General features: G+C 37.5%; 20 protein-coding genes and 1 other RNA gene. 19 read left to right on the top strand and 2 right to left on the bottom strand.

Annotated elements, in window-relative coordinates:
- Window positions 1–205: 205 nt before the first annotated feature.
- Entirely contained in the window at window positions 206–1258 is a 1053-nt protein-coding gene (locus tag V5N68_RS04660; RefSeq protein ID WP_332066021.1) for a DUF475 domain-containing protein, read from the top strand.
- A 47-nt stretch (window positions 1259–1305) separates the two neighbouring features.
- Here the strand turns inward: V5N68_RS04660 and pncA are convergent, their stop codons facing one another.
- Window positions 1306–1914 (bottom strand): bifunctional nicotinamidase/pyrazinamidase, encoded by a 609-nt coding sequence (gene pncA / locus V5N68_RS04665; RefSeq protein WP_332066022.1) that lies wholly within the window; start codon window positions 1912–1914, stop codon window positions 1306–1308.
- Window positions 1915–1966: 52 nt separating this feature from the next.
- A complete protein-coding gene (locus V5N68_RS04670) occupies window positions 1967–2497 on the bottom strand; it encodes a hypothetical protein (RefSeq protein ID WP_332066023.1) in 531 nt (176 codons plus the stop codon).
- A 161-nt stretch (window positions 2498–2658) separates the two neighbouring features.
- Between V5N68_RS04670 and ettA the strand changes: the two genes are divergently transcribed.
- The 18 genes from ettA to ftsA all read left to right on the top strand — a co-directional run bounded on the left by ettA (window position 2659) and on the right by ftsA (window position 25896).
- On the top strand, window positions 2659–4308 hold the full coding sequence (gene ettA, locus V5N68_RS04675) for an energy-dependent translational throttle protein EttA (protein ID WP_332066024.1): 1650 nt from the start codon (window positions 2659–2661) through the stop codon (window positions 4306–4308).
- Between the two features lie 2425 nt (window positions 4309–6733).
- Window positions 6734–7147: a hypothetical protein gene (locus tag V5N68_RS04680; protein WP_332066025.1), complete on the top strand. Its 414-nt coding sequence runs from the start codon at window positions 6734–6736 to the stop codon at window positions 7145–7147.
- Between the two features lie 788 nt (window positions 7148–7935).
- The gene (locus V5N68_RS04685) at window positions 7936–8448 is read left to right on the top strand and encodes a lytic transglycosylase domain-containing protein (protein WP_332066026.1); all 513 of its coding nucleotides are present in this window, start codon (window positions 7936–7938) and stop codon (window positions 8446–8448) included.
- Window positions 8449–8546: 98 nt separating this feature from the next.
- Window positions 8547–8942: RNase P RNA component class A (gene rnpB / locus V5N68_RS04690), an RNA gene on the top strand.
- A 236-nt stretch (window positions 8943–9178) separates the two neighbouring features.
- Entirely contained in the window at window positions 9179–10219 is a 1041-nt protein-coding gene (rsmH, locus tag V5N68_RS04695) for a 16S rRNA (cytosine(1402)-N(4))-methyltransferase RsmH (protein WP_332066027.1), read from the top strand.
- Complete coding sequence (ftsL, locus tag V5N68_RS04700; RefSeq protein WP_332066028.1) at window positions 10216–10620, top strand: cell division protein FtsL; 405 nt, start codon at window positions 10216–10218, stop codon at window positions 10618–10620. Before rsmH ends, ftsL begins: the two co-directional genes overlap by 4 nt.
- Window positions 10620–12371, top strand: a complete 1752-nt coding sequence (locus V5N68_RS04705) for a peptidoglycan D,D-transpeptidase FtsI family protein (RefSeq protein ID WP_332066053.1) — start codon at window positions 10620–10622, stop codon at window positions 12369–12371. Before ftsL ends, V5N68_RS04705 begins: the two co-directional genes overlap by 1 nt.
- 29 nt (window positions 12372–12400) lie before the next feature.
- Window positions 12401–13858, top strand: a complete 1458-nt coding sequence (locus V5N68_RS04710; protein ID WP_332066029.1) for a UDP-N-acetylmuramoyl-L-alanyl-D-glutamate--2,6-diaminopimelate ligase — start codon at window positions 12401–12403, stop codon at window positions 13856–13858.
- Window positions 13855–15276 (top strand): UDP-N-acetylmuramoylalanyl-D-glutamyl-2,6-diaminopimelate--D-alanyl-D-alanine ligase, encoded by a 1422-nt coding sequence (locus V5N68_RS04715; RefSeq protein WP_332066030.1) that lies wholly within the window; start codon window positions 13855–13857, stop codon window positions 15274–15276. Before V5N68_RS04710 ends, V5N68_RS04715 begins: the two co-directional genes overlap by 4 nt.
- A 19-nt stretch (window positions 15277–15295) precedes the next feature.
- Window positions 15296–16366, top strand: coding sequence for a phospho-N-acetylmuramoyl-pentapeptide-transferase (gene mraY, locus V5N68_RS04720; RefSeq protein WP_332066031.1), 1071 nt, complete (start codon window positions 15296–15298; stop codon window positions 16364–16366).
- A 4-nt stretch (window positions 16367–16370) separates the two neighbouring features.
- Window positions 16371–17786: a UDP-N-acetylmuramoyl-L-alanine--D-glutamate ligase gene (gene murD / locus V5N68_RS04725; protein WP_332066032.1), complete on the top strand. Its 1416-nt coding sequence runs from the start codon at window positions 16371–16373 to the stop codon at window positions 17784–17786.
- 116 nt (window positions 17787–17902) lie between these two features.
- Window positions 17903–19048 carry an FtsW/RodA/SpoVE family cell cycle protein gene (locus tag V5N68_RS04730; protein WP_332066054.1) on the top strand — a complete coding sequence of 382 codons (1146 nt, stop codon included), beginning with the start codon at window positions 17903–17905 and terminating at the stop codon, window positions 19046–19048.
- A complete protein-coding gene (murG, locus tag V5N68_RS04735) occupies window positions 19038–20174 on the top strand; it encodes an undecaprenyldiphospho-muramoylpentapeptide beta-N-acetylglucosaminyltransferase (protein WP_332066033.1) in 1137 nt (378 codons plus the stop codon). Before V5N68_RS04730 ends, murG begins: the two co-directional genes overlap by 11 nt.
- Window positions 20158–21585 (top strand): UDP-N-acetylmuramate--L-alanine ligase, encoded by a 1428-nt coding sequence (gene murC, locus V5N68_RS04740; RefSeq protein WP_332066034.1) that lies wholly within the window; start codon window positions 20158–20160, stop codon window positions 21583–21585. The genes murG and murC overlap by 17 nt, the downstream gene beginning before the upstream one ends.
- Window positions 21563–22540: a UDP-N-acetylmuramate dehydrogenase gene (murB, locus tag V5N68_RS04745; protein WP_332066035.1), complete on the top strand. Its 978-nt coding sequence runs from the start codon at window positions 21563–21565 to the stop codon at window positions 22538–22540. The genes murC and murB overlap by 23 nt, the downstream gene beginning before the upstream one ends.
- A 268-nt stretch (window positions 22541–22808) precedes the next feature.
- Complete coding sequence (locus V5N68_RS04750; protein ID WP_442879693.1) at window positions 22809–23702, top strand: D-alanine--D-alanine ligase; 894 nt, start codon at window positions 22809–22811, stop codon at window positions 23700–23702.
- Window positions 23690–24598 carry a cell division protein FtsQ/DivIB gene (locus V5N68_RS04755; protein ID WP_332066036.1) on the top strand — a complete coding sequence of 303 codons (909 nt, stop codon included), beginning with the start codon at window positions 23690–23692 and terminating at the stop codon, window positions 24596–24598. The genes V5N68_RS04750 and V5N68_RS04755 overlap by 13 nt, the downstream gene beginning before the upstream one ends.
- Complete coding sequence (gene ftsA / locus V5N68_RS04760; protein WP_332066037.1) at window positions 24595–25896, top strand: cell division protein FtsA; 1302 nt, start codon at window positions 24595–24597, stop codon at window positions 25894–25896. The genes V5N68_RS04755 and ftsA overlap by 4 nt, the downstream gene beginning before the upstream one ends.
- Window positions 25897–25961 lie beyond the last annotated feature (65 nt).

Raw genomic sequence — 25961 nt, forward strand, 5'->3', positions numbered from 1 at the left:
ATATTCAACTTATCATATATATTACGTGATAGTAGCTATATTACGTGATAGTAGCATGCATTTCAAATGCAAGGTGTATTTTTCTGATTCTTCTCTTAATTTTTTCTTGGGGAGATTTCATATAAATTTATCGTATCTACTCTGTGTTTGTACTATAAATTTGCATAATGTTTGGATAAATTTAAATAAATCTTGAGGAATGATTATGGCCCTATTAGGCTATTTCAAGTGGGCTTTTTTTTTCACAGTTATAGGGGTTTTTTTAGGGGGAGTCGTTGGTTGGCTTGAAACAGGAAGCATTACAGGTTTTCTTAAATATTTTTTTATTTGTTGTGTTTTAGGTATTTTAGAAATTTCTTTGTCTTTTGACAATTCTATTATCAATGCACGTATCCTTAAAGAGATGAATCATTTATGGCGTCGTCGTTTTTTAATATGGGGCATTTTAATAGCAGTGTTTGGGATGCGGATTGTTTTTCCATTATTGGTAGTTGCTATTGCTGCTTGTGTTAATCCAATATCAGCGGTGAAATTGGCAATATGGGAACCACATAAATATGCTGCAATCTTGATGGATGTGCATATAGGTATTGCCGCTTTTGGCGGAACTTTTCTCATGATGGTTGGTTTAAGATATTTTTTTGATCCTAACAAAGAGGTGCATTGGTTGGCTTTTGCAGAGAAGCCAGTTCAGAGATTTGGGTCATTCATTGGAGCTGATATTGCAGTTGTTTTAATCTTGATACTGTTTTTTGGGGGACAAGTTGCAGCAGAAGATAGAACGGTTTTTTTATTGGCTGCGCTTTATGGCCTTTTGGCATTTATTGTGGTTGGAGCCATCGGATCACTTCTCGATGCCCCTCAAAAATCTTTTTCTACAGCTGCCAAGGGAGGGGCAGGGGCATTTCTTTATCTAGAAGTTTTAGATTCTAGTTTTTCTTTTGATGGTGTTATCGGTGCCTTTGCTTTTTCACATAACCTTTTCATTATTGCAATTGGTCTTGGTATAGGTGCATTTTACGTTCGTTCTATGACTATTATGTTAGTTGAATCAGGGATATTGTTGCATTATCGTTATTTAGAACATGGTGCTTTTTATGCAATCTTGATACTTGCAATAATTATGTATTTGCAAACTATTACATCAGTTCCTGAAATATTAACAGGATGCGTTGGAGCAGGCATTATTGGAATAGCATTTTATTCTTCCATTCGCTTTAAACGTCATGATGTAAATAAAGATGCCGTATCGAGGTAAAGGTTATGAGATATTGTTATTATCGGAATAATGATAGAGAAAACGTTTTAGGAGGCCATCAAAAGTTCTACACCAGTTTCATTCATGACTTTTAGCATCGTATTAAGAGATCCATTTAAATCAATACCAGCACAGGCATTTAATGAAACACTTACTTTAAATCCACATTTTATGGCATGAAGTGCAGAAAACCCAACACAAAAGTCAGTTGCTAAACCGCATAGAGCGAGTTTTGCGAAATTGTTTTCTTTGAGATAAGCATGTAATCCTGTTGGGGTTTTTTGATCATTTTCAAAAAAAGCAGAATAGCTATCCATATTTTTATTATAGCTTTTTCGAAAAATAAGTTGTGCCTTTTCAACTTTAAGAGATGAGTGGAACTCTGCTCCTTGTGTTCCTTGTATACAATGGTCAGGCCACAATATTTGAGAACCATAGTCAAGATTTATTGTATCATACGGTATTTTCCCATGGTGAGAAGATGCGAAGCTACAATGGCCTTGTGGGTGCCAGTCTTGGGTTAAAATAATATGATCAAAATGGTCGATGAGCTTATTAACAGCAGGAAGAATAGTATCTCCTTGTGGTACTGCAAGTGCTCCACCTGGTAAGAAATCATTTTGAACATCAATAACGATTAAGGCTTTTTTTTCCATGAATATATTCCTGTGAAGGAGCGAATTTAACTATAGCCTTTAAAGATTACGCTTAGTTTTGAAGTTTTGTGATAATATGGCGGATTGTGACGCTGTTTTTGCAATTATCAAGCCAAAAGAGTGGGAGAGGTAGATGTCGAGAATTCGCTTTATAGCTATTTACTAACTCCAACCAAGTACCAATGGAAAGTGCATTATATTCGCTTACAGCTATATGTCTTTGTAAGGCTTTCATAATCATAGGGCTTGGTACATCAGATCCCATAAGACGACGGTTATTTTTTAAATGCAATTTGAGCCATATTAAGGCAAGAGGTGAATACCACTGCTTTCCATGGCACCAAAGTGATGAAAAGAGATGAGGATTTTCCACAGCGTAATGTAAGGCCCATAAAGCAAGAAAAGAAGGGGCATAGAGAATTGCTTTTCTTGAGGGGACTATGTTACATTTATAGGTTGGTTTTATGCGGTAAAAACATAGGGTTACGTTGGGTATGGAGGAAAAAAATGATGGCTGATAGCATGTTTCAGGTATGGCTAAAAAGATTTTTTTTTTGTTTTTTGTAGGGAGATTTTTTTGCATTCAAAATTACAGTGGGGCTTGTGAGATTAGAAAAAATGTATCAATATAAAACTAGCAGTCTTTAATGTGACACAAATGTCGCTTATCGCGAATTATTAAGAGAAGCGCAAGTAATTTTTAAAAATTCTAGCCTTTAATACCGAAAAAATTGAGAGAATTTTATGGCACGTCAATTTATTTATCATATGGCTGGGCTTAATAAAGCTCATGGCAATAAAAAAATTTTAGAAAATATCCATTTATCTTTTTATCCAGATGCAAAGATCGGTATTTTAGGACCAAATGGTGCAGGTAAATCAACCATTTTACGTATTATGGCTGGGCTTGATAAAGAATACACAGGAGAGGCTTGGCTGTCTGAAGGTGCACGTTGTGGCTATCTTCCACAGGAGCCTGTTCTTGATCCGAGCAAGGATGTGCGTGGCAATGTAATGGAAGGTGTTGTAGATAAGCAGAAGATTCTAGAACGCTATAATGAATTGATGATGAATTATAGTGAAGAAACAGCTGATGAAAGTGCGCGACTTCAAGATATTATCGATAGTCAGGGTCTTTGGGATTTAGAAAGTCAAGTAGAAATGGCGATGGCTGCTCTTGATTGTCCACCTGGAAATGAGGATGTAACAAAACTTTCAGGAGGAGAAAAAAGGCGTGTTGCACTTTGTAAGTTGCTTTTATCAAAGCCTGATTTATTGCTTTTGGACGAGCCTACAAACCATTTGGATGCTGAAACTACAGCTTGGCTTGAAAGGCATTTGCGTGAATATCCCGGAGCAATACTTTTAGTAACACATGATCGTTATTTTCTTGATAATGTAACGGGTTGGATTTTAGAATTAGATCGTGGAAAAGGTATTCCTTATGAAGGGAATTATTCTTCTTATTTGATGGCTAAGGCTAAACGTATCGCTCAGGAGAGTCGGGAAGAGGCTGCTCGTCAGCGTGCATTATCGCGTGAGCAAGAATGGTTAGCTTCTAGTCCAAAGGGAAGGCAAGCAAAATCAAAGGCTAGGGTTAAGGCTTATGATGAGTTAGTTCGGGCTGCGCATGATCGTCGTCCTGGTGAGGCACAAATTATTATTCCTATTGGCGAAAGGTTGGGGCAGGTTGTTATTGAAGTTGATAATCTCTCTAAAGCATATGGAGAGCGTATACTGATTGATTCACTTTCTTTTAAACTTCCTGCTGGTGGAATTGTTGGAGTCATCGGTGCTAATGGTATGGGGAAATCCACCTTGTTTAGAATGTTGACAGGACAGGAGCAGCCAGATTCAGGCCAAATACGTATCGGAGAAACAGTTCAGGTAAGTTATGTTGATCAGAGCCGTGATTCATTAGCCGGTGATAAAACTGTTTGGGAGGAAATTTCTGGCGGAAATGATATTATTAAGTTAGGGAAATATGAAATGAATAGCCGCGCTTATTGTGGGGCATTTAATTTTAAAGGTTCAGATCAGCAACAAAAAGTGGCAAATTTGTCAGGGGGACAACGCAATCGCGTACATTTGGCTAAACTTTTAAAAGAAAGAGGTAATGTTCTTCTGCTTGATGAACCAACGAATGATCTTGATACTGAAACTCTGGGCGCTTTGGAAGATGCATTAGAGAACTTTGCTGGTTGTGCGGTTATTATATCACATGATCGTATGTTTCTTGATCGATTAGCTACTCATATTTTGGCTTTTGAAGGGAATGGTCATGTAGAGTGGTTTGAAGGTAATTTTTCTGAATATGAAGCTGATAAAGTTCGTCGTTTTGGTTCAGATGTCCTTAATTTAAAACGTGTAAATTATAAGCCACTCACACGTTAGTATTTTCTACTTTTAGGAGTTTAACAGAAAAAATGCAGGTGGTGTAGATATTGTTTTAAAAGGGCAATTCTATGCTACCACATGGAGTTTAGGGTAATTGTGTACCTGAGGTGGAAAAAAGCGTGGGGCTGTGATTATCTTATTTTTTGATGAACATAGTTAGATTCTTATCTTAATCTATTGATGATATGATATTTATCATTCCATCTTGAAAAGAGAGAAAGTTTTTAGGACAAATTAAGTGCTTTAAGATAGTTATGATGATGGCTATTATTTTTAGCAATTGCTCCATTCAAGATGATATTTTTTTGATAGATGTAGATATACATCTTAACACTGGAGTTTTATGAATTAGAAATATCCATTTTTGTGATTGGAAAGATTTTAGGAATAGTCTAGTTTGAGTGCGATGTTTTATATTTTTGAGAAAGCGGTGATCGGTTCAACGTTGTTTGACTTTCTTTCCATATTATAAAAATCAGTGATTTTGAATGCTATCCATTTGTCTCCAGAGGAAACATATATTCCAAGTACTTATTTGTATGAAGTGCAGTTGGTTGAGGTGTATAGAGGGCGAATTTATTTTGAATTTTGTCATGCTTGTTTAGGTAAATATTATATAATGTAGCTGATTACTCTTACAATTTTCAAAAAGTGACTAAAAGTAAAGTACAATTTAGCATAATTGATGAAAATAAATATTTAAAAGGGATTATCCAGAGTAGGGATATTGCAAAGTTTTATGCGATAAGGTTGGTCGTGGGGTCGTATATTATAGATTACGTTATATAAAATGCCTTTAAAGAGTGATTAGACATAAAATATTTGAGGTGAGATTGGCACATCAATAGCGCAAGCATGTTTGGCATTTTTATGTCAATTTATTATATATATCAGATTATGATAAGTATACATATAGTTGCAATTTCTCATTGGGTATTTTCTTTATTAAAGATATCGTTTTCATTAAAATTAATATTTCTTGGAAATGCGGGAGGTATTCTTCAATGAAGCTTGTTTTACGTTCAAAGAGATAGTTGATTACGGTTTCGGGCATTGATCTTTTAGATTCAAGAATAGCCTTATGGGTAAGGAGTTGAATCGATTTTAGAATAATTAGTTTATTTATTCTTCAAATTAAAGTCATGAAAAAAATGGTGCAAACTTGTCTCTTCATGTCATGGTCTTACAATTTAAGGTAGGCGATATAAAAGAGTAACGAGCGGAGTTTGTCATAATCATATTTATTCAAGCATCTTTATTCTGTTTTTTTAGTTTTAAGTGCGAGGATGGTGTTATGTGGGTGCCTCATAAGATAGTTACTTCATTAATATTGATTGATATTATAGTTATAGTGCGAAAATTTTTACTTGGTCATTCCGTAGAATAGTGGAAAAAATGGAAAGAGGAATGCCTGCATTGATTTTTTTGATATGGCTAAGCGTTATTTGGTTTATTGATTTTAAAATAACTATGGTCGTTTTAGAATATAATGAGTGGGAATTAATTTAGAGCTTTAGCTTTTTGCATAATTAATTACTGGGCTTACTATTGATTCTCGTTTTGTATAAATCACTTTATAGTGTTTTATTACTATCAATTTAAATATTTAAAATAAAAAATGTCAGCAAATATATAGAGATATTTGTATTTTTTGTCTGGAAACTTTTATATATCTTTCTTATCCCTTTGGATGAATAAAAACAATTTTATGTTTACGTTAAGTCGTATATTTCTATTTTTTCTCTTAGAAAATAAATGCTCTAAATTTTCTATATTTTGATTTAATAATCAATGTTTTGAATAATGAGTGTGTTGAATAATTTTCTCTTTTATTAGAGATGCATATTATAAAGAGGGCGTTTTTGTATTTTAAAATTGTATAATGATGGTTTTTATTATGAAATAATTAAGATCATTTTAAAATGACCGTTGATGTATTTAAAAACAATTTTGCTTCAAATTGGATCATTTTTTATAGTTTTTTGCCTTAAATTTTCCATTTTTTAGGAAATTTATAATTTTTTTTTATTTTTTATTGCAAGATAACAAGAATTTCTTGTCGTTTGTAATATTTTATTTCATAGCAGGATTATTGCATTGGCTATCTTAGCAAATGCGAAAAGACGATCAGGGAACCTCCTCCCCTCCCCCCGCGTGGATCCCTTAGATTGTCCGGCCTGACTGAGGGAAATCCTCAGCCGGGCCTTCATAAATTCAGTGAATAATTTGATAAAGTGTTTTCGGCAGAATAGCTAAAGGATGGAAGCGTCTAACGTGTTCGGGGTATATTGTATAGAAAAGAGCGAAAAGATGGTTGGAGCGTGATTATTTTGTAACGGTTTCAATTATTAAAAGATGTTTTCTGCTAAGGGGTTAGGAAATTGGTCGCAGGGAATGTATTTTGCAATATGAGTGAGAGATCATGGGTTTTTTAGGGCGCCGGGGTGTTTTTATTTTAGTTATATTTCTGCTTTTTGGAGCTAATTTTCTGTTTTCTGGGAGTAAAACTGTTCATAAATTTATACGGAGCAATATATTTCCTTCTTATCAAGCTGATGTGGGGTCTTCTTCTCATCAAGATATGGTTTTTACAGATTCAGCGGAGCATGTTATTTTAGAAAGGTTAGCGGTGTCTTTTCCGGATATTATGGAAAATATCTCTAAAATGAATCCTCAGCAAAAAAAACAATTAATCGAATTGGTGCGTCGAGATGCGATTGCTTCTGCTGTTGCAAATGGTCATAGTGAGGCAGCTGCACGAAAATATGGTGAAGCTGTTGCTATGGTTTTATCAAAGATAGCTTTTAATTCATCTATTGGTGATGATTATTTTTAGTATTTATATATTTTGGAAAAAGCTGTACGTTTGTAATTTATTCACGGAGTTTTTGTGAGAAAAGGTGCTGTGAAAGATTGTAATTTTTTAAGCATTTGTGGGTAAGGGATCAGTTAAAATACTATTTTTATGATAGAGCTATTTCTTTTAAAGAGAAGATGTTTGCTCATGATATTTTAGGGTGGTAAATATAACTGATAATGGGGATTAAAAACATTTATAATCTTATCAATTGAATTAAGACTGCTCTCGTTTTTAGTCTTTTATGAAACTTCCAAAAAATATTTGTGACATAGGTCATTGGTAAAAGCTTTATGTAGCATTGTGTATGGTAGAAGATATTTTTACTATATTTCTAATAGTCGTAATTTATATTAATATTTATAGTATTAAAAGTACTTTTATGAACAGCACTTCAATGTACATTTGGTATTTTTACTTATAGAAAAATACATGTAGATGTTTAATTTATTACTTAAAATAACAAAAAAACTTTTAGGGGTTTTACTTTCTGATGTTTTTGTAGTATATCGAATGTATCAGTAAGTGATATGGTACATTATTTTTATTTTGCTATATTAAATTTTATTATAGTTTCTTTATTTTTTTGATCTTTAATAAGATATAAAATGAATAAATTGATGGATTTTCTTTTTATACAAACAGTTATCTTAAAATGGTCTTAGTATTTTCGTTTTAGAAACATTTTTTAGCTTTTTTTTTACATATAATGTGTTCACGGTACTGTTTAGTTATAATTTAAGATTGTCTTGTTAAAGAGAAAGAAAATGCGACTTTTAAAAATTATTTTAAATGCGGCGTTTATTGTTGTGTGTTTTGGGTTTTACGTAAATTTTGCTTATGCAGTGTTGAATGTAGGAAGCTCAGGTCAAAGCTCAGCTGTAACTACATCTAAAATGTCTGCTCGTCCTTATGAGTCTCTTATTAAAAAATTGGCAAATAAATACAACGTTCCTGTTAATTTAGCACATGCTGTTGTAAGTATTGAGAGTAATTATAGAGCACATATAAAAGGTGCTGCTGGTGAAATAGGATTGATGCAAATTAAGCCATCTACTGCACGAGGGTTGGGTTTTAATGGTTCTGTGCAAGATCTTTATGATCCAGCAACTAATCTTGAATACGGTATGCGTTATTTGGCGCGGGCATACAAGTTAAGTGGTGGCAATACATGTGGCACAATTCTTAAGTATAATGCAGGTCATGCTGCAAAAAAAATGAATTCTATCTCAGCTAAATATTGCTCGAAAGTTAAAACTTATCTTGCTTCATTTAAGTGATAACTTCCTGTTAAATAATAGCAGTTTTGGGGAGTGATTTATAATATTCTGAGAGAAGCTATTTTCACTTGGTAAAAAATGTTCTATAAGTAGATATGTCAGTCGGCCGGGCAGCCGCGCTTGTCTAATGTTTGATAAATGGCAGGTGAGGAAAGTCCGGGCTCCATGGAAAAACGGTGCCGGGTAACGCCCGGCGGGGGCGACCCTAGGGAAAGTGCCACAGAAAGCAAACCGCCTATTTACATAATAGGTAAGGGTGAAAGGGTGGGGTAAGAGCCCACCGCGCATTCAGTAATGGGTGTGGCAAGGTAAACCCCACCGGGAGCAAGACCAAATAGAAATGACGTGCAAGCGCTTAACTTGCAGCCAGTTTCCAGGTGAGTCATTCGGGTAGGTTGCACGAGGCGGATGGTAACATCCGTCCTAGATGAATGGTTGCCATGTAGAGTGTGAGCTTTACCATACAGAACCCGGCTTACAGGCCGACTGATATCTATATTTTTGATATTATGTTAATTTTATACACTGAATATATATTTACACGAAGAGTTCATTTTTTGAATTTTGCACTGTTCAGATAATAAGTTTGTTTTTTTCAATCAATTATAACATTTTTTTAAGTATAATGCGTCAATATACGCATTGGATCAACTTTAGTTCTCTTTCTTTATATTTATTATGATAGATGTGAGAGTTAAAGTTTTTGTTATTATGATATCAGTTGCCATGGATGGTTATTGATTGGATAAAACATAAATCAAGACGGATTACTTTGATAAAAAATGGTAATAAAGCTGAACGCCATATTCCGGTATTATTACAGTCAGTTTTAGCTGGTCTTAAACCATTGGCGGGAGCAACAGTGATTGATGGAACCTTTGGTGCCGGTGGTTATACGCGCGCTCTATTAAATGAGGGTGCTGATGTTATTGCCCTTGATCGTGATCCTCATGCTATTTGTGAGGGACAATCGCTTATTGATGAATTTTTTCCAAGGCTTCGTTTAGTGCAAATGGAGTTTTCACAACTAGACAGTGTAGCTGAGGAAAAGGTAGATGCGGTTATTTTGGATATAGGTGTATCATCAATGCAGCTCGATGAGGCAGAAAGAGGGTTTTCTTTCCAAAAAGATGGTCCGTTGGATATGCGAATGGCTCAAGTTGGTTTCACAGCTAGCGATGTTGTGAATAATTTTAAAGTATATGATTTAACTCAGATTTTTAAGATATTAGGAGAAGAACGCCATGCGAGCCGAATTGCAAGAATGATTGAACGGCGCCGTTGTGTTCAACCTTTTTTGCGTACAGTTGATCTTGCTGATGCTATCGAGGCTTTAATAGGTCGTAAACCAGGAGATCGCATTCATCCTGCAACACGTGTGTTTCAAGCTCTTCGCATATATGTGAATGATGAAATTGGTGAACTTGCACGCGGCTTGTTTGCTGCTGAACGTGTTTTGAAAGCGGGAGGTCGTTTAGGTGTGGTTAGTTTCCATTCTCTTGAAGATCGCATGGTAAAAAGGTTTTTTTCTGCGCGTTCTGGAAGATGTAGTAGGTCACGTTATCTTCCTGAAATTAGCGCATCTCCAACAACATTTCTTCCTTTGTTTAAGGGGGGGATAACTGCAAATGAAGAGGAGGTGAAAAAAAATCCTCGTGCACGTTCTGCAAGGTTGCGTATTGGAATACGCACTGAGACGGATAGTCTTTCTGAAGATATGAAATTATTTGGTTTAACAAAAATTGTCAATTTTGAAGGCAAAAAAAAATGACAGTTTTTCGTACATTAGATATGATTTTAGTGATGGTCATGATCTGCATGGCAGGTCTCACTTATAAAGTAAAATATGATGTTCAAAAGCGAATTAGTGAAGTTCGTCATCTTGAACATGAGATTTTTGCAGAGAAAAATACCGTTAGTATGTTTCGTGCTGAATGGGCTGTAATGATAGAGCCTTCACGTATGCAAAGACTTGCCAAACGTTATCAAAAAGAACTTGGTTTAGATATTATTCAACCTCATCAAGTTGTTGAGCTTGAAGATATTCCTACGCGTATACATGATCCCATTAAAGAAGTAATTGAACAAAATACCTTTAGGAAAAATAAAGATTTTATAGCAAAAAATTGTGTTTCATGTATGAAGGGCTTTGTTGAAGAGGGTATACAGTGATAAGGCTACCGTTCTTATTTCTATGGAAAAAAAAGCGCTTAAATGATCAATTAAGTATTGATAATTTTTCTGTTCGTCGCCCATCTTCTGGTCGCGCACGGTTGCTTTTTTCTTTACTGTGTTTTCTTATTTTGTACGGTATTATGGGGGCGTGTCTTATTTCTTATGGGATTAAAGGGGGACAGATTGAAGAAGCAAAAGGACCATTAGTTTTTCCATTAGCTGCGCGACCTGATATTGTTGATCGCAACGGTCGTTTATTGGCAACAGATATTAAAACTTATTCTCTTTTTGCTGAACCGCGACGCATTATTGATGTAGATGAAACTATTGAATTACTTTCAACAGTTTTGCCTAATTTGAATTGGCGGGAAACTTATAAACGTTTAAAAAGAAAATCTAATTTTTCCTGGATACAGCGCGGATTAACACCAATGCAAAGAACAAAAATTATGGCGCTTGGTATTCCAGGTATTGGTTTTCGTACTGAAATTCGTCGATTTTATCCAAGTGGGTCTGTGACTTCGCATATTCTAGGCATGGTTAATGTTGATAATCAAGGGATAGCTGGCATGGAAAAATATATTGATGACGCTGGTTTGAGTGTTTTGCGTGTTGCTGGTCTAGCAACTGAATCGTCATTAAAGCCAGTTCAACTTTCAATTGATATTCGTGTTCAGACAATTGTACATGATGAATTAATGAAGGCAATGAAACGTTACAAGGCAATTGCTGCAGGAGCAGTGATTTTAAATGTTCACACTGGTGAAGTTTTAGCTATGGCGTCTATTCCTGATTTTAATCCTGGAAATCCTGTTGAGGCTTTAAAAAGTAATCGCTTAAATCGAATGACGGCTGGAACTTTCGAAATGGGATCTATCATTAAAAGTTTTACAACCGCAATGGCACTTGATTCAGGTCTTTTTCATTTAAATAGCATTATTGATGCTTCACGACCTCTACAAGCAAGTCAGAATTATTTTATTCGCGACTTTCATGGAAAAAATCGTCCTTTAACATTGTGGGAGGTTTTTATTTATTCTTCTAATATTGGTTCTGCTAAAGAAGCGTTAGAGATAGGGGTTGATGGACATCGTGATTTTTTAAAACGATTGGGTTTACTTGATCGTATGAAAACAGAGTTACCTGAGGTTGCTCATCCCGTCGTACCGCGTCATTGGTATGATATTCATTCTATGACAATTTCCTTTGGACACGGGATGGCAACGACCCCTTTACAAACAGCAGTCGGTGCTGCCGCTTTGATGAATGGTGGTCAGTTAATCCCCCCCACGTTTCTAAAACGTACAAAAGTCCAAGCTTTAAAACATGCAAAATTAGTGCTGCGTGCTAAAAAAACGAGTCAAGATATGCGTTATCTGTATAAATTAAATAGCAGTATTGGTTCTGGGCGTAATGCAAAAGTAGAGGGGTATCGTATTGGTGGGAAGACAGGGACAGCTGAAAAAGTTGATAATGGAAAATATTCTAAGACAAAAAATTTCAATAGTTTTCTTGCTGCTTTTCCGATTGATGATCCCTCTTATGTTGTTTTAACAATTATTGATGAACCTCAGCCTGAAGATGGAAAAAAGTCGGCAACAGCAGCAATGAATGCGGGACCGATGCTTGCTAATATCATTCGCCGTTCAGCTAGTTTTTTAGGAATTAAGTCAGACTTTAAGAAAGAGTATGAGCCAATTTTAGGTACGAATAGCAATGAGCGGTATGGGGTTATAAAAAAGTGGTGAAAAATTAATATAAAGATAGGTGTGTGGTCATGTTACTTGGAGCACTTTTTACGGAGTACATTAAAGAGGAGTATCTTGGTCTTATTGAAGTTACAGGAATAAGTGCAGATTCTAGGCAAGTGTTGCCAGGTTATGTCTTTGTTGCTGTTCAAGGGCATCAGGGTGATGGTAGGCAATATATAAATGATGCAGTAAAACGTGGTGCGCGAGCAATCGTTACAGATGATAGTTTCGTTTTTGATAATTTATCTATTTCAGTTCCAGTTTTGCGCGTTTCTGATGTTCGCCATAGTTTGGCAATAGCAGCTGCGCGTTTTTATGGTGCTCAACCTGAAACTGTGGTCGCTGTTACAGGAACAAGCGGTAAAACATCGGTTGTTTCTTTTCTTCAGCAAATTTGGAAATATGCTGGATTTTGTGCAGCTAGTATAGGAACAGTAGGTGTTATTTCTCCTAAACGAATTGATTATGGGTATCTTACGACACCAGATACGATAATTCTGCAGCGTTTATTATGTGAAATTACTAAAGATGGTGTAACTCATGCAGCCCTTGAGGCTTCCTCACATGGGCTTGATCAAAGTCGACTTGATGGGGTGCATTTAGCTGCTGCTGCATTTACTAATTTAGGCCGTGACCATATGGATTATCATACGGATGTGGAGGATTATTTACGTGCTAAAATGAGGTTGTTTGATACACTCTTGCCAGAGGATTCTCCTGCACTGATCTTTGCAGATGATGTTTATTCACAAAGGGTTATTGATTATGTTCAACAAACATGTCGTCGTATATTAACAGTTGGGCGTAAAGGGAAATTTATTACAATTAATCGTGTTGAACACCAACGTTCAAAACAGTGTGTTGAATGCCGTATAGGAAATGATATTTATATATTTAATTTGCCTTTGGTTGGAGATTTTCAGGTAGCCAATGCACTTGTAGCTGCGGGTTTGGCTATTGCGACAGGGGTTCCCACTGATAAAGTTGTTTGTTCTCTTGAAGCTTTGAAAGGAGCACCTGGTCGGTTAGAGCTTGTCGGAAAAACACAGGATAATGCTTCTATTTATATAGATTATGCACATAAACCAGAAGCTTTAGAGCAAGTGTTGCTTTCTGTTCGTCCTTTTACACAAGGACGTTTAGCTCTTGTTTTTGGTTGTGGTGGAGATCGTGATAAAGGGAAAAGACCTTTGATGGGGAAAATTGCAGCTAAGAGAGCGGATATCGTAATTGTAACTGATGATAATCCTCGTACTGAAATGCCTCAAAAAATTAGGAAAGATATTTTACAGGCAGTGCCAGAGGCAATAGAAATAGCAGATCGGGGTGAAGCAATTTCCTATGCAGTTGGTCTTCTTAAAGCTGGAGATACATTGATTATAGCTGGGAAAGGTCATGAGGACGGTCAAATTATAGGACAAAAAACTTATCCTTTTTCAGATCGTTTACATGTACTTTCTGCTTTAAAGGAAAGGCATCGATGACCGCTTTATGGGATAAACAGACACTTCTAAGTGCAGTGGAGGGTTTTGCTATTGGAAGTTTGCCAGAAACTTTTATGGGCATTTCCATTGATAGTCGGACGCTTGTAAAAGGAGATATTTTTTTTTGTATAAAAGGCGATCGTTTTGATGGTCATGATTTTGCTGCACAAGCTTATGCTCAGGGTGCTGGAGTGATTGTAATTGCGCAAGATCATTTATCTGAAATGAAAAAATTAGCTCTTCCATTTATTGTTGTTCCTGATGTATTGAAAGCATTAGAAAAGCTTGCGCAGGCAGCACGTAAACGCTCAAAAGCTAAAATTATAGCCATAACAGGTTCTGTTGGAAAAACAACAACAAAAGAAATTCTGAGACAAGCACTTGAGACTGTTGGCAAGGTTCATGCTAATTTTTCTTCTTTTAATAATCATTGGGGGGTACCACTAACTTTGGCGCAGATGCCTGCAGATAGTGATTATGGTGTTTTTGAAATTGGTATGAATCATAAAGATGAAATTCGTCCTTTAGTCAAACTGGTTCGTCCGCATGTGGCTTTGATTACTTGTATTGCTGCTGCACATATGGGTTTTTTTAAAAACCTTGAGGAAATTGCAGATGCAAAAGCTGAGATTTTTGAAGGAATTGTTGAAGAGGGTGTTGCTGTTCTAAATGCAGATGATAATTCTTTTTCTTACTTAGTTCAAAAAGCAAAAAAATGTGGTGTGAAGAAGATTTTGAGCTTTGGAAAAAGTCAATATGCTGACTATCAGGAAAAAGAAGTGCGTCTTTTAATGGATTCTTCTCACATGGCGGCATGTATTTCTGGCCAAGATATGATGGTTAAAATTGGTGCCCCTGGTCAGCATCTTGTCCACAATAGTTTAGGTGTTCTTGCGACTTGTGATGCTATTGGTGCTGATTTAACACGGGTCACACTTGCTTTAAGTCGCTTTTCTCCACTAAAAGGTCGCGGTATGTGTTATCGGTTGTCTTTACCAGATGGTGGTATCTTTCATTTAATTGATGAGAGTTATAATGCTAATCCTACTTCTATGCAAGCTGCTCTTAACCTTCTCTCTATGGGGCCAATAGGAAAGAAAGGGAGGAGAATTGCTGTTTTAGGCGATATGCTTGAGTTGGGAGTTTGTAGTGAAAAATTTCATCGTGAATTAGTAAAACCAATATGTATGTCTGGTGCTAATCCGGTCTTTTTATTTGGTGAGATGATGAAGCTTTTAACTGTAGATCTGTCTGCTCAGATTAAAGTTTATTATGCTGAAAATATTGAAAAGATTTTGCAGCTTATTTTTTCAGAAATTTCAGATGGGGACCTTATTATGGTTAAATCATCCCGCAGCGTCCGCTCTTCAGATATTGTGGTTGCAATTTTGGATTATTGTAAGGCGAATTCTTTATAATTTTAGTGGGTTTTTACTTATGATGCTATTTTTTTCTGCATTTAGTGATTGGCTTCCAGGCGTTAATGTTTTTCGTTATATTACTTTTCGTACTGTGGCAGCGATGCTCACATCGGGTTTAATTGTATTTTTGTTTGGCCCCAGCATTATTGCTGCTCTTAAATTGAGGCAGGGAAAAGGACAGCCAATTCGGGCTGATGGTCCTCAAACGCATTTTAAAAAAGCTGGAACACCTACTATGGGTGGGTTGATGATTTTAACTGGGATCGTGGTATCAGCGCTTTTATGGTGTAATTTATCAAATATTTATTTTTGGGTATCGTTGCTCGTTATGCTTTTTTTTGGGGCAATTGGTTTTTATGATGACTATCTTAAGGTAACAAAACAAACAGAAAAAGGGCTCTCTGGTAAAGCACGCTTAAGCTTGGAGTTTATAATTGCAGTAATTGCTTCTTGCGTTATTTTACAAATAGGGTCACCTGGATTAGCTTTACCCTTTATGAAAGACTATTTTATCAATTTAAGTTGGTTTTTCCTTCCTTTTTCTGCTGTTGTTATTGTATCAACTGGTAATGCAGTTAACTTAACAGATGGTCTTGATGGACTCGCTATTGTTCCTGTAATGATTGCTGCTTTGTCTTTTGCTTTGATTGCCTATCTTTCTGGTAATATAATTTTTGCTGATTATTTACAGATACACTATGTGCCTGGAACAGGTGAGCTGGCTGTTTTATTGGGAGCTGTTTTTGGTGCTGGACTTGGCTTTTTATGGTTTAATGCACCTCCAGCAGCTATTTTTATGGGAGATACTGGTTCTCTAGCGCTTGGAGGATTATTGGGCATTGTTTCTGTAGCAACAAAGCATGAAATTGTTTTGATTTTTATTGGTGGGCTTTTTGTTCTGGAAGCATTTTCTGTTGTTATTCAAGTTGGTTATTTTAAATTGACACGAAAGCGTGTATTTCTTATGGCGCCGATCCATCATCATTTTGAAAAAAAAGGATGGACTGAAAGTCAAATCGTGATACGTTTTTGGATTATTTCTATTGTGCTTGCCTTGATTGGTCTTTCAACACTTAAATTACGGTGAGATTTTGATTTCTGTTGAGTGCTATAAAGGTCAGAAAGTTGCTCTGTTTGGATTAGGGCAGTCAGGATTAGCGGCAGCGCAAGCATTGATGAGCGGTGGTGCAAAGGTCGTTGCGTGGGATGATAACCCTATTGGCGTAGAAGCAGCTTCTAAGGCAGATATTCCAACAAAAAATCTTCAGTATGAAAATTGGTCAGAGTTTAGTGCATTAATTTTAGCACCTGGCGTTCCTTTAACTTACCCAAATCCTCATTGGGTTGTTGGGAAAGCACGTGAAGCAGGTATAGAGATTATTGGTGATATTGAATTATTTGTTCGTACACGTAATCAGTTTTTAAAAAAACATGTTTTTTGCGATCAGGATATTCCATTCATTGCGATTACGGGTACAAATGGAAAGTCAACAACGACAGCTCTATTGACTCATCTTTTAGAACAGATGGGTTATGATGTGCAAATGGGGGGAAATATTGGAACTGCAATATTAACACTTCAGCCATTTGTTAAAAACCGTATTTACGTGATTGAATGTTCATCGTTTCAGATTGATCTTACACCGTCTATTCAGCCAACTATCGGTCTTTTATTAAATTTGACACCTGATCATATTGATCGCCATGGTAGTTTTTCTCATTATGTAAAAGCTAAAAGGCGTTTAATATCTAGAGCTTTGCATTCTTTTATTTCCGTTGATGATACGGCTTGTCAGGTTTTGTTTCAGGAATTAGTGCATGAAGGTCACAAAGTTATGGCAGTTTCCAAGGATCATTTTATTGAAAATGGTTTTTATGCAGATGGAACAAAACTTTTTTCTGTTTATCATGGGCAACGCCAGATGCTTGCAGATATTTCTCATATAATTTCATTGCGTGGTAATCATAATGTGCAAAATACTCTTATGGTATTAGCTGCGTTACAGGCTTTAAAAATAACTGATTCACATATAGAAAATCATTTGGCGAGTTATAAAGGGTTAGCTCATCGTATGCAGCAGGTGTGTAAAATCGGATCAGTTTTATTTGTAAATGATAGTAAGGCTACTAATGCAGATGCATCAGCTCCTGCACTTTCTACGTTTGATAATATTTTTTGGGTTGTTGGTGGGCAAGCAAAAGAAGGTGGGATCGATGCTCTTAGAGTTTTTTTTCATAAGATTCGTAAAGCTTATTTGATCGGGACTTCAGCAGAAGAGTTTTCTGGTGTTATTGGAGATGCTTTTCCTTTTTCGATGAGTTTAACGTTAAAAAATGCAGTGCGTGAAGCAGCTGCTGATGCAATGTGTTGTCGGGAAAAAGAAGTTGTCGTCCTTTTTTCACCAGCTTGTGCCAGTTATGATCAATTTAAAAATTATGAAGAACGTGGAGAAAAATTTATTTCTCTTGTTATGCAGTTAAAGGAAGAAAAAATCGTAAAAAAATGACTTTATGTTAACATTCCAGAATCCTTTTTCATGTAACTTAGTATTTTAAGAGTCTGCTAAAAGTGGGTCAATCGTATTACTTAAGTTAAAGGTATGAAAAGGGTAACGCGAATATGATGATTACTCGTGCAAATCGAGATCCAATCGCTAATTGGTGGTGGACAATTGATCGTTCTATTTTCGCTGCTTGTTTGATTTTGATGGGAATTGGAATCATGCTGTCTTTTGCAGCAAGTCCCACTATTGCAAAAAAAATTGGGATTGCTGATAATTTTTATTTTGTTCGTTGGCACATCATTTTTAGTATTTTTGCATTTTTTACTTTGATTACGATCTCTTTTTTTTCACCCCGTAATATTCGTCGTTTGTGTATTATTTTGTTAATTACGACGCTTTTCCTTATGATTATAACTTTGCTTTTTGGTCCAGAGTTAAAGGGGGCGCAGCGGTGGATTCGTGTGTTTGGTGTTTCTATACAGGCTTCTGAATTTATGAAGCCAGCTTTTGTCGTTATGTCAGCTTGTTTTTTTTCAAAACAGATACGAATGAAGAGTATTTTTAATTATACACTGGCTATTCTCCTTTATGCTTTTTGTTGTGTTCTTCTTATTTTACAACCTGATATTGGTCAAACCGTTTTGATTAGTGCAGTGTGGGGCGGTTTATTTTTTGTTGCAGGTGTATCCTTTATCATTATTTTGTTATTTATTATTTTAGGTGTTGTTGGGAGTATTTTAGCATATATTTTTCTTCATCATGTACGTGAACGTATTAACGGTTTTTTGACTGGTAAGGGTGATACCTTTCAGGTAGATGTAGGACGTGAAGCTATTTTGAACGGTGGTTGGTTTGGACAAGGGCCAGGCGAGGGAACAGTGAAACGTATTATTCCTGATAGCCATACAGATTTTGTATTTTCTGTTGCTGCTGAGGAATACGGTATAGTTCTCTGTTTATTGATTTTGATGCTTTTTGGCTTTATCGTTACACGCTCACTTTATATAGCAATGAATACGCGTGATTCCTTCACGCGACTTGCTATTGCTGGCATAGCGATGATGATTGGTTTTCAATCAGGGATTAATATGGCTGTTAATCTACATTTAATGCCTCCAAAAGGTATGACTTTGCCGTTTATTTCTTATGGTGGTTCATCTATGGTGGCGATTGCTATCTCTATGGGTATTTTGCTCAGTTTGACGCGACGTTGGCCAGAGGCGCGTCTTTCATCTGTTGTTTCGGATGCTGCTTATGACACATAAAAGGGTTATTGTTTTAGTTGCTGGTGGTACAGGTGGGCATCTTTTTCCTGCAGAGGCGCTCGCTGTTGAATTAAGACAGCGCGGATATGATGTTCATTTAGCAACTGATGAAAGAGCAAAGGGTTTTGTGCGTCATTTTGATGAAGAACATATTCATATTATTTCATCGGCAACTTTTCAGCGGCGTCATCCTTTTGCGTTCATAAAGGCATTTTGGCGTTTGCTGAAAGGAATAGGGCAATCATGTATGCTTTTTTATAGATTACGTCCTGTTCTTGTTGGTGGCTTTGGTGGTTATCCTACTATTCCTCCGCTTTTCGTTGCTTCTTTTATGAGATGTATAACATTTATTCATGAACAAAATGCTGTTATGGGACGTGCTAATCGGGTATTAGCAGCTATGGTATACGCTATAGCGGGCGGTTTGTTATCAACAAAAGGCGTTTATGCTCGTAAAATGTTTTTGACTGGTAATCCTGTGCGCGAAGCTGTTCTTGAAGCGGCTAAAGTTCCTTATCGTCCCTCTCTTGATGAAAAGCCATTTCATTTGTTGGTTTTCGGTGGAAGCCAAGGTGCTTCTTTTTTTTCAAAAATTGTGCCAGAAGCAGTTGCTTTTTTGGATGATAAACTACGTAAACGCTTACGGATTGTACAACAAGTTCGAGGTGAAGCTGAAAATTTGATAGAAATTTATCGTAATATGGGAGTGCAAGCGGAAGTTGCTCCTTTTTTTGATAATATCGCTGAGCGTATGGCGTTATCTCATCTTATTGTGTCACGTGCTGGCGCATCATCTGTTTGTGAGATAGCTGTGATTGGTCGGCCTGCTTTACTTATTCCGTATCCCTATGCTTTAGATCACGATCAAGCAGCGAATGCGGCACTGCTTTCTGCAGCAGGAGGTGCTAAAATTATATCAGAAAAAGATTTAAATGCGCAAAAACTTGCGTCCCTTTTAACAGAAGTTTGTTATGCACCACATTTATTGGAAAAACAGGCTCTGGCTGCAAAAAAGGTAGGGCAGCCTCACGCAACCATCCGCTTGGCTGATATGGCTGAAGCGTTGATTGCGAAGCGACCCTTGTCAGATATTAGAGAGGAGTTTTTTGATGAAAATGCCGCTTGATATCGGTCTTATCTATTTCATTGGAATCGGTGGAATTGGCATGAGTGGAATTGCTGAGGTTTTTCATAATCTTGGTTATCAGGTTAAAGGATCTGATCAGGCTGAAAATGCGAATGTTGAACGTTTACGAAGTAAAGGAATAGAAGTTCATATTGGTCATCGTGCTGAAAATTTGGGGGATGCAGAAGTTGTTGTTATTTCTACAGCTATTAGAAAAATAAATCCTGAATATATTGCTGCAAAGAAGAGGCATCTACCAATTGTGAAACGAGCCGAAATGCTGGCTGAGTTAATGCGTTTTCGTCGAGCAATTGCTGTCGGGGGGACACATGGGAAAACAACGACTACGTCAATGATAGCGGCACTTCTTGATGCAGGTCGTTTTGATCCGATGGTAATTAATGGTGGTATTATTAATGCTTACGGAACCAATGCTCGTATGGGAGATGGCGATTGGATGGTGGTTGAAGCCGATGAAAGTGATGGTACATTTTTAAAATTACCTGCTGATATTGCTGTTGTTACAAATATCAATTCTGAGCATTTAGATCATTATGGGAGCTTTGATGCTGTTCGTGATGCTTTTCAGGAATTTGTAGAAAATGTTCCTTTTTATGGTTTTGCTGTTTTGTGTATTGATCATCCAGAGGTACAGACATTGGCGAGTCGTATTGATGATCGTTGGGTAATTACCTATGGTGCAAATCCACAAGCCGACGTCCGTTTTCTCAATCTGACTATGGATGGCCAAAAAACATATTTTGATATTGTTATTCGCTCTCGGAAAACAGGGAAAGAAACTGAATTTAAAAATTTTGTTTTGCCGATGCCTGGGCGGCATAATGTTTCTAATGCTACTGCAGCAATTGCAATTGCTCATGAGCTTGGTATTTCATATGAAACTATAAAACAAGGTTTAGCAGGATTTGGTGGAGTAAAACGGCGTTTTACACAGACAGGAAGTTGGCGTGGTATTGAGATATTCGATGATTATGGGCACCACCCTGTTGAAATAAAAGCTGTTCTACGTGCAGCTCGTGAAAGTACAAGAGGAAAGGTCATTGCTGTTGTACAGCCGCATCGTTATTCACGTTTGCGTGATTTGTTTGATGACTTTGCTGCTTGTTTTAATGATGCAGATACGGTGATGATTGCACCGGTTTATGCTGCGGGTGAGGAACCAATCGCTGGTTTTGATGCTAAAGAATTGGTTGAGCATATTCAAATGGCAGGTCATCGTGATGTGCGCTTAATTAATGTTATGGAGGATGTTGTTTCGATTGTCTCCACATTTGCTAAGCCTGATGATTATGTTATTTTTCTTGGAGCTGGCAATATTACACAATGGGCTTGTGCGTTGCCTGATCAGTTGGCAGCACTTGATAATAATGATGAGTTTTCGATCTATTGATGGTGAAGCGCTGCTTGCGCGATTACAGCCGATGTTGGTAGGTGTAAAAGGAAAGCTTACACCTAATCTTGATATGAGGAAGGTGACTTGGTTTCGTACCGGTGGACTGGCTGAGCTTTTTTATCAGCCCGCTGATGAAGCGGATTTGGTGTTCTTTCTTCAAGCCTTACCAGATTGTGTTCCTATAACAACTGTGGGGATTGGTTCTAATCTTTTGGTGCGTGATGGGGGAGTTCCTGGGGTTGTAATTCGTCTTTCAACAAAGGGATTTGGGCAAATACAGCAAGTTTCTTCAACACGCTTTTTGGTTGGTGCTGCTACAGCAGATAAACATTTAGCAGCTGCAGCTTTGGAAGCTGAGATTTCAGGGTTTCATTTTTATCATGGTATTCCTGGAAGCCTTGGAGGTGCACTCAAAATGAATGCGGGGGCTAATGATTTTGAGACGGCTGCACGCGTTATTGAAGTTCATGCGCTTGATCGTAAAGGACGACGTCATATCTTAAATTTATCAGATATGCATTATTCTTATCGTCATTGTGGCGTTTCTGAAGATTTCATTTTTGTTTCTGCTTTATTGGAAGGAAAAAGAGGAAAGAGAGATGATATTCAGGATGCTATGAATGCCGTTTCACTCCATAGAGAAACAGTACAGCCTATTCGCGAAAAGACGGGTGGTTCAACTTTTAGAAATCCTAAAGGTACATCTGCATGGCGTGTTATTGATGAAGCGGGATGTCGTGGTTTGCAGATTGGTGGTGCAAAAATGAGTGAAATGCACTGTAATTTTATGATTAATACAGGTCAGGCAACAGGTTATGACCTTGAAGCTTTGGGTGAGGCAGTGCGTGCTCGTGTTTTTTCTCATTCAGCCCACCTATTACAGTGGGAAATACAGCGTATAGGTCAGTTTGAAAAAGGCCGTATAGTTTCCTCTTTTGATCAATTTAATTAATTGGTGCAGAACGTAAAAATTATATAAATAAAAAATTGAGTCATTTCAAAGAGATAATAAGAAAAATTCATTAAGAATCAATAAATTAACATAGAGGCTCTTGCGTCATGCGTTTGAGTCTGATTCATTAAGGAAAATGCTAGGTTGTTGATTCGCAAAGATAAATCTTGGTCTTTCCTGTATATGGTGTTGGTGATTTCTATGTGATCTATATATAGTATACAAAGGAGGATGAGTTGTGGTGAAGGATGGACATATAGCTGTGTTGATGGGAGGGTTTTCCTCTGAACGGTCTGTAAGTTTGTCTTCAGGAGCTGCTTGTGCCGATGTCCTTGAATCTCAAGGGTATCGTGTGAGTCGTGTTGATGTTGATAGTCATGTTGCTTCTGTTTTGGAGCAATTGCAGCCTGATATTGCTTTTAATGCATTGCACGGACCGTTTGGTGAGGATGGTTGTATTCAGGGTGTTCTGGAATATTTAAAAATTCCTTATACTCATTCTGGAGTTATGGCGTCCGCATTGGCAATGGATAAGGGGCGCGCAAAAATTATTGTTGCTAGTGTTGGGGTTTCAGTTGCTCACTCTTTTGTGATGAGCCGCTTTTCTATGGGAAAATTGCATCCTATGGAACCTCCTTATGTGATTAAGCCTGTGTGTGAGGGATCGAGTTTTGGTGTTATTATTGTGAAAGGAGATGAGCTTTCGCCGCCGCGTAATATTATGAGTGATAAATGGAGTTACGCAGATGAGGTGATTGTTGAAAAATATATCCCTGGTCGTGAGCTTACTTGCGCTGTTTTGGGAAATGAAGTTTTGGATGTGTGTGAAATTTTACCAGAACAGCATTTCCAGTTCTATGATTATGAAGCCAAATACAAATTTGGTGGCTCTCTTCATGTTTGTCCTGCGCAGCTTTCATCAAATATTTACCAAAAGGTGCAAGAAATGACTTTAGCAGCGCATCAGGCGATAGGCTGTCGAGGTGTGAGCCGTTCTGATTTTCGTTTTAATGAGAAAACGGAAGAGTTGGTTTGGCTTGAAATTAATACGCAGCCGGGGATGACATCAACATCTCTTTTTCCTGATATCGCAAAAGCAGGTGGTCGTACTTATAGCGATATTGTTCAGTGGATGGTGGAGGACGCGTCGTGTATGCGTTAAATGTGAATAAATCAGATATTCAAGTGGTGCTGTCAGTGCCGATGCTTCCGCGTCTTTATCGCCGCTTTGTTCGATTTATGTTTGAATTTATTTTTACTGCGGTTCATGTGCCTCGTCATTTTGGTTCTTTCGCGGTTGTATTTCTTTTCTTTGTTACGATGCTTTATGGCATTTCAGCCAGTGGTCGTATGGAAGTGATTGTGAAGACTACGTTATCAGATATTGGTTTTGTGGTTACCGATGTTGATGTCAGCGGCAGTAAGCGCTTAGTAAAACAAGAAATTTTAAAGATTCTAGGGCTTGATGTTTCTCCATCGATATTTATTTTTGATGTTGATAGGGCGCGTTCTATTTTGGAGAAACAAACTTGGGTTAAGTCGGCTCATGTGCAGAAAATTTATCCTAATCGAGTGCGTGTTTCAATTGTGGAGCGTGAACCGTATGCAATTTGGCAGCATAATGGGATGATGGATGTTATTGATAATGTAGGGCGCGTAATTGTACCTTATCAAGGAGGATTGGTTCAGGGGTTGCCTCTCGTGGTGGGTCAAGGTGCGCAAAATTTTGCTAAAGAATTTATTGAAGCACTTTCTGCATACCCTCAGTTATATGATCGTGTTCGGGCTTATGTGCGTTTGGGGGATCGGCGTTGGGATATTATTTTGGATAATGGTATTCGCGTTATGTTACCTGAAGATAGAGCCCTTGAAAGGATTGCTTCTCTTATTAAGACTGGTGTTGCACAAGATCTTTTTTCGCGTGATGTTTTGAGTATTGATTTACGTCTTTTTGATCGGATTACAGTTTCTTTGTCAGATGAAGCATTGGAACGCCGTAATGCTTCTTTTGCAGAAGAAGAGCGTCTTTTAAAAGCGCGAAAGGCAGGAGGATTATGATATTATCGGGATCACATCATGTAGGGGGGCGTAAAGCGCGTTTTTTAACGATTCTTGATGTGGGGTCGAGTAAGATTGTTTGTCTTATTGCTTGTTTGCGTCCTTTGAAGCATACGCAACATTTGCATGGTCGTACGCATTCTATGGAGATTTTAGGTTTTGGAGTACAGCGTTCACGCGGTATAAAATCGGGTGTTGTCATGGATATGTTTGCGGCAGAACAATCTATACGGTTGGCTGTTGATGCGGCGGAAAAGATGGCTGGTTTGTTGGTGGATTCAGTGATCGTAAGCTTTTCTTCAGGTCGGTTGCAAAGTGCTCTTGTTGGTGGTGTGGTACGTTTAAATGGTCGTGAAGTAACTATGCGTGATACACGCATGGCATTAGCGGATGTTTCGCGCAAAGCTTTTGATACAGAGCGTCGTGTTATGCATTCAGTGCCAATATCTTATGTGTTGGATGGGGATAAAGGAATTTCTGATCCTATTGGAATGATGGGCGAATTATTTGGTGTGGATGTTCATGTCGTAACAGCAGAAACGGCGGCTCTTCGTAATTTAGAATCTTGCATTAATCGTGCACATTTAAGTGTTGAAGCAATGGTTGCAACCCCTTTAGCAAGTGGGCTTGCTGTTTTGGTTAATGATGAGGCGCGGTTAGGGGCTGCATGTATTGATTTTGGTGGTGGAACAACGACGTTTTCCGTGTTTTCTGAAGGAAAATTTGTTCATGCGGGCGCACTTGCAGTTGGTGGACATCATGTAACCCTTGATGTTGCACGTGGTTTTTCTACCTCTATTGAGGAAGCGGAGCGTTTAAAAGTTGTGTACGGCTCAGCGCTTTTGGCGAGTGTTGATGATCGTCATATGATTAATGTGGCTGAAATCGGGAATGAACAGCGTGAAACGCAATATCCGCGTGCTGTTCTGGGTCGCATCATTCGTGCACGTGTCGAAGAAATATTGGAGATGGTGCGTGATTGTTTGAACCGTTCTGGTTTTGGTCATATCATTGGAAAACGTGTTATTTTAACAGGGGGGGCAAGCCAGTTAATTGGATTGCCAGAGGTAGCACGTACTATATTGGGAAGAAATGTTCGCATAGGGCGGCCTTTAGGTATTTCTAGGCTCCCATCTCTTGCAAAAGGGGCGGCATTTTCATCTGCTGTTGGACTGTTGATTTATCCGCAATTAGTGGGTTTTGAAGAAAGAACGGTGCAGGCTGCAGTAAATCATTTATCGGTAGGCACGCGTGGGTGTTTTCAGCGTGTTGGTCAGTGGTTGCGTGAGAGTTTTTAAGTAAAGTTTATTTGGGTAAAGTTAAATTTCATCGCTTTGGTTTGCGGTGTCTTATGAAAAGGAAA

The sequence above is a fragment of the Bartonella eidoli genome (genome assembly GCF_036576145.1).
Taxonomy (GTDB): domain Bacteria; phylum Pseudomonadota; class Alphaproteobacteria; order Rhizobiales; family Rhizobiaceae; genus Bartonella.

Coding starts and splice junctions, on each gene's coding strand:
- mraY (WP_332066031.1), top strand. CDS start 15,296: ATGATGCTATTTTTTTCTGCATTTAGTGATTGGCTTCCAGGCGTTAAT.
- ftsA (WP_332066037.1), top strand. CDS start 24,595: ATGATATTATCGGGATCACATCATGTAGGGGGGCGTAAAGCGCGTTTT.
- murC (WP_332066034.1), top strand. CDS start 20,158: ATGAAAATGCCGCTTGATATCGGTCTTATCTATTTCATTGGAATCGGT.
- V5N68_RS04670 (WP_332066023.1), bottom strand. CDS start 2,497: ATGCAAAAAAATCTCCCTACAAAAAACAAAAAAAAAATCTTTTTAGCC.
- murG (WP_332066033.1), top strand. CDS start 19,038: ATGACACATAAAAGGGTTATTGTTTTAGTTGCTGGTGGTACAGGTGGG.
- V5N68_RS04685 (WP_332066026.1), top strand. CDS start 7,936: ATGCGACTTTTAAAAATTATTTTAAATGCGGCGTTTATTGTTGTGTGT.
- V5N68_RS04715 (WP_332066030.1), top strand. CDS start 13,855: ATGACCGCTTTATGGGATAAACAGACACTTCTAAGTGCAGTGGAGGGT.
- murB (WP_332066035.1), top strand. CDS start 21,563: ATGATGAGTTTTCGATCTATTGATGGTGAAGCGCTGCTTGCGCGATTA.
- V5N68_RS04750 (WP_442879693.1), top strand. CDS start 22,809: ATGGGAGGGTTTTCCTCTGAACGGTCTGTAAGTTTGTCTTCAGGAGCT.
- pncA (WP_332066022.1), bottom strand. CDS start 1,914: ATGGAAAAAAAAGCCTTAATCGTTATTGATGTTCAAAATGATTTCTTA.
- ettA (WP_332066024.1), top strand. CDS start 2,659: ATGGCACGTCAATTTATTTATCATATGGCTGGGCTTAATAAAGCTCAT.
- ftsL (WP_332066028.1), top strand. CDS start 10,216: ATGACAGTTTTTCGTACATTAGATATGATTTTAGTGATGGTCATGATC.
- V5N68_RS04730 (WP_332066054.1), top strand. CDS start 17,903: ATGATTACTCGTGCAAATCGAGATCCAATCGCTAATTGGTGGTGGACA.
- V5N68_RS04680 (WP_332066025.1), top strand. CDS start 6,734: ATGGGTTTTTTAGGGCGCCGGGGTGTTTTTATTTTAGTTATATTTCTG.
- V5N68_RS04660 (WP_332066021.1), top strand. CDS start 206: ATGGCCCTATTAGGCTATTTCAAGTGGGCTTTTTTTTTCACAGTTATA.
- rsmH (WP_332066027.1), top strand. CDS start 9,179: ATGGTTATTGATTGGATAAAACATAAATCAAGACGGATTACTTTGATA.
- V5N68_RS04710 (WP_332066029.1), top strand. CDS start 12,401: ATGTTACTTGGAGCACTTTTTACGGAGTACATTAAAGAGGAGTATCTT.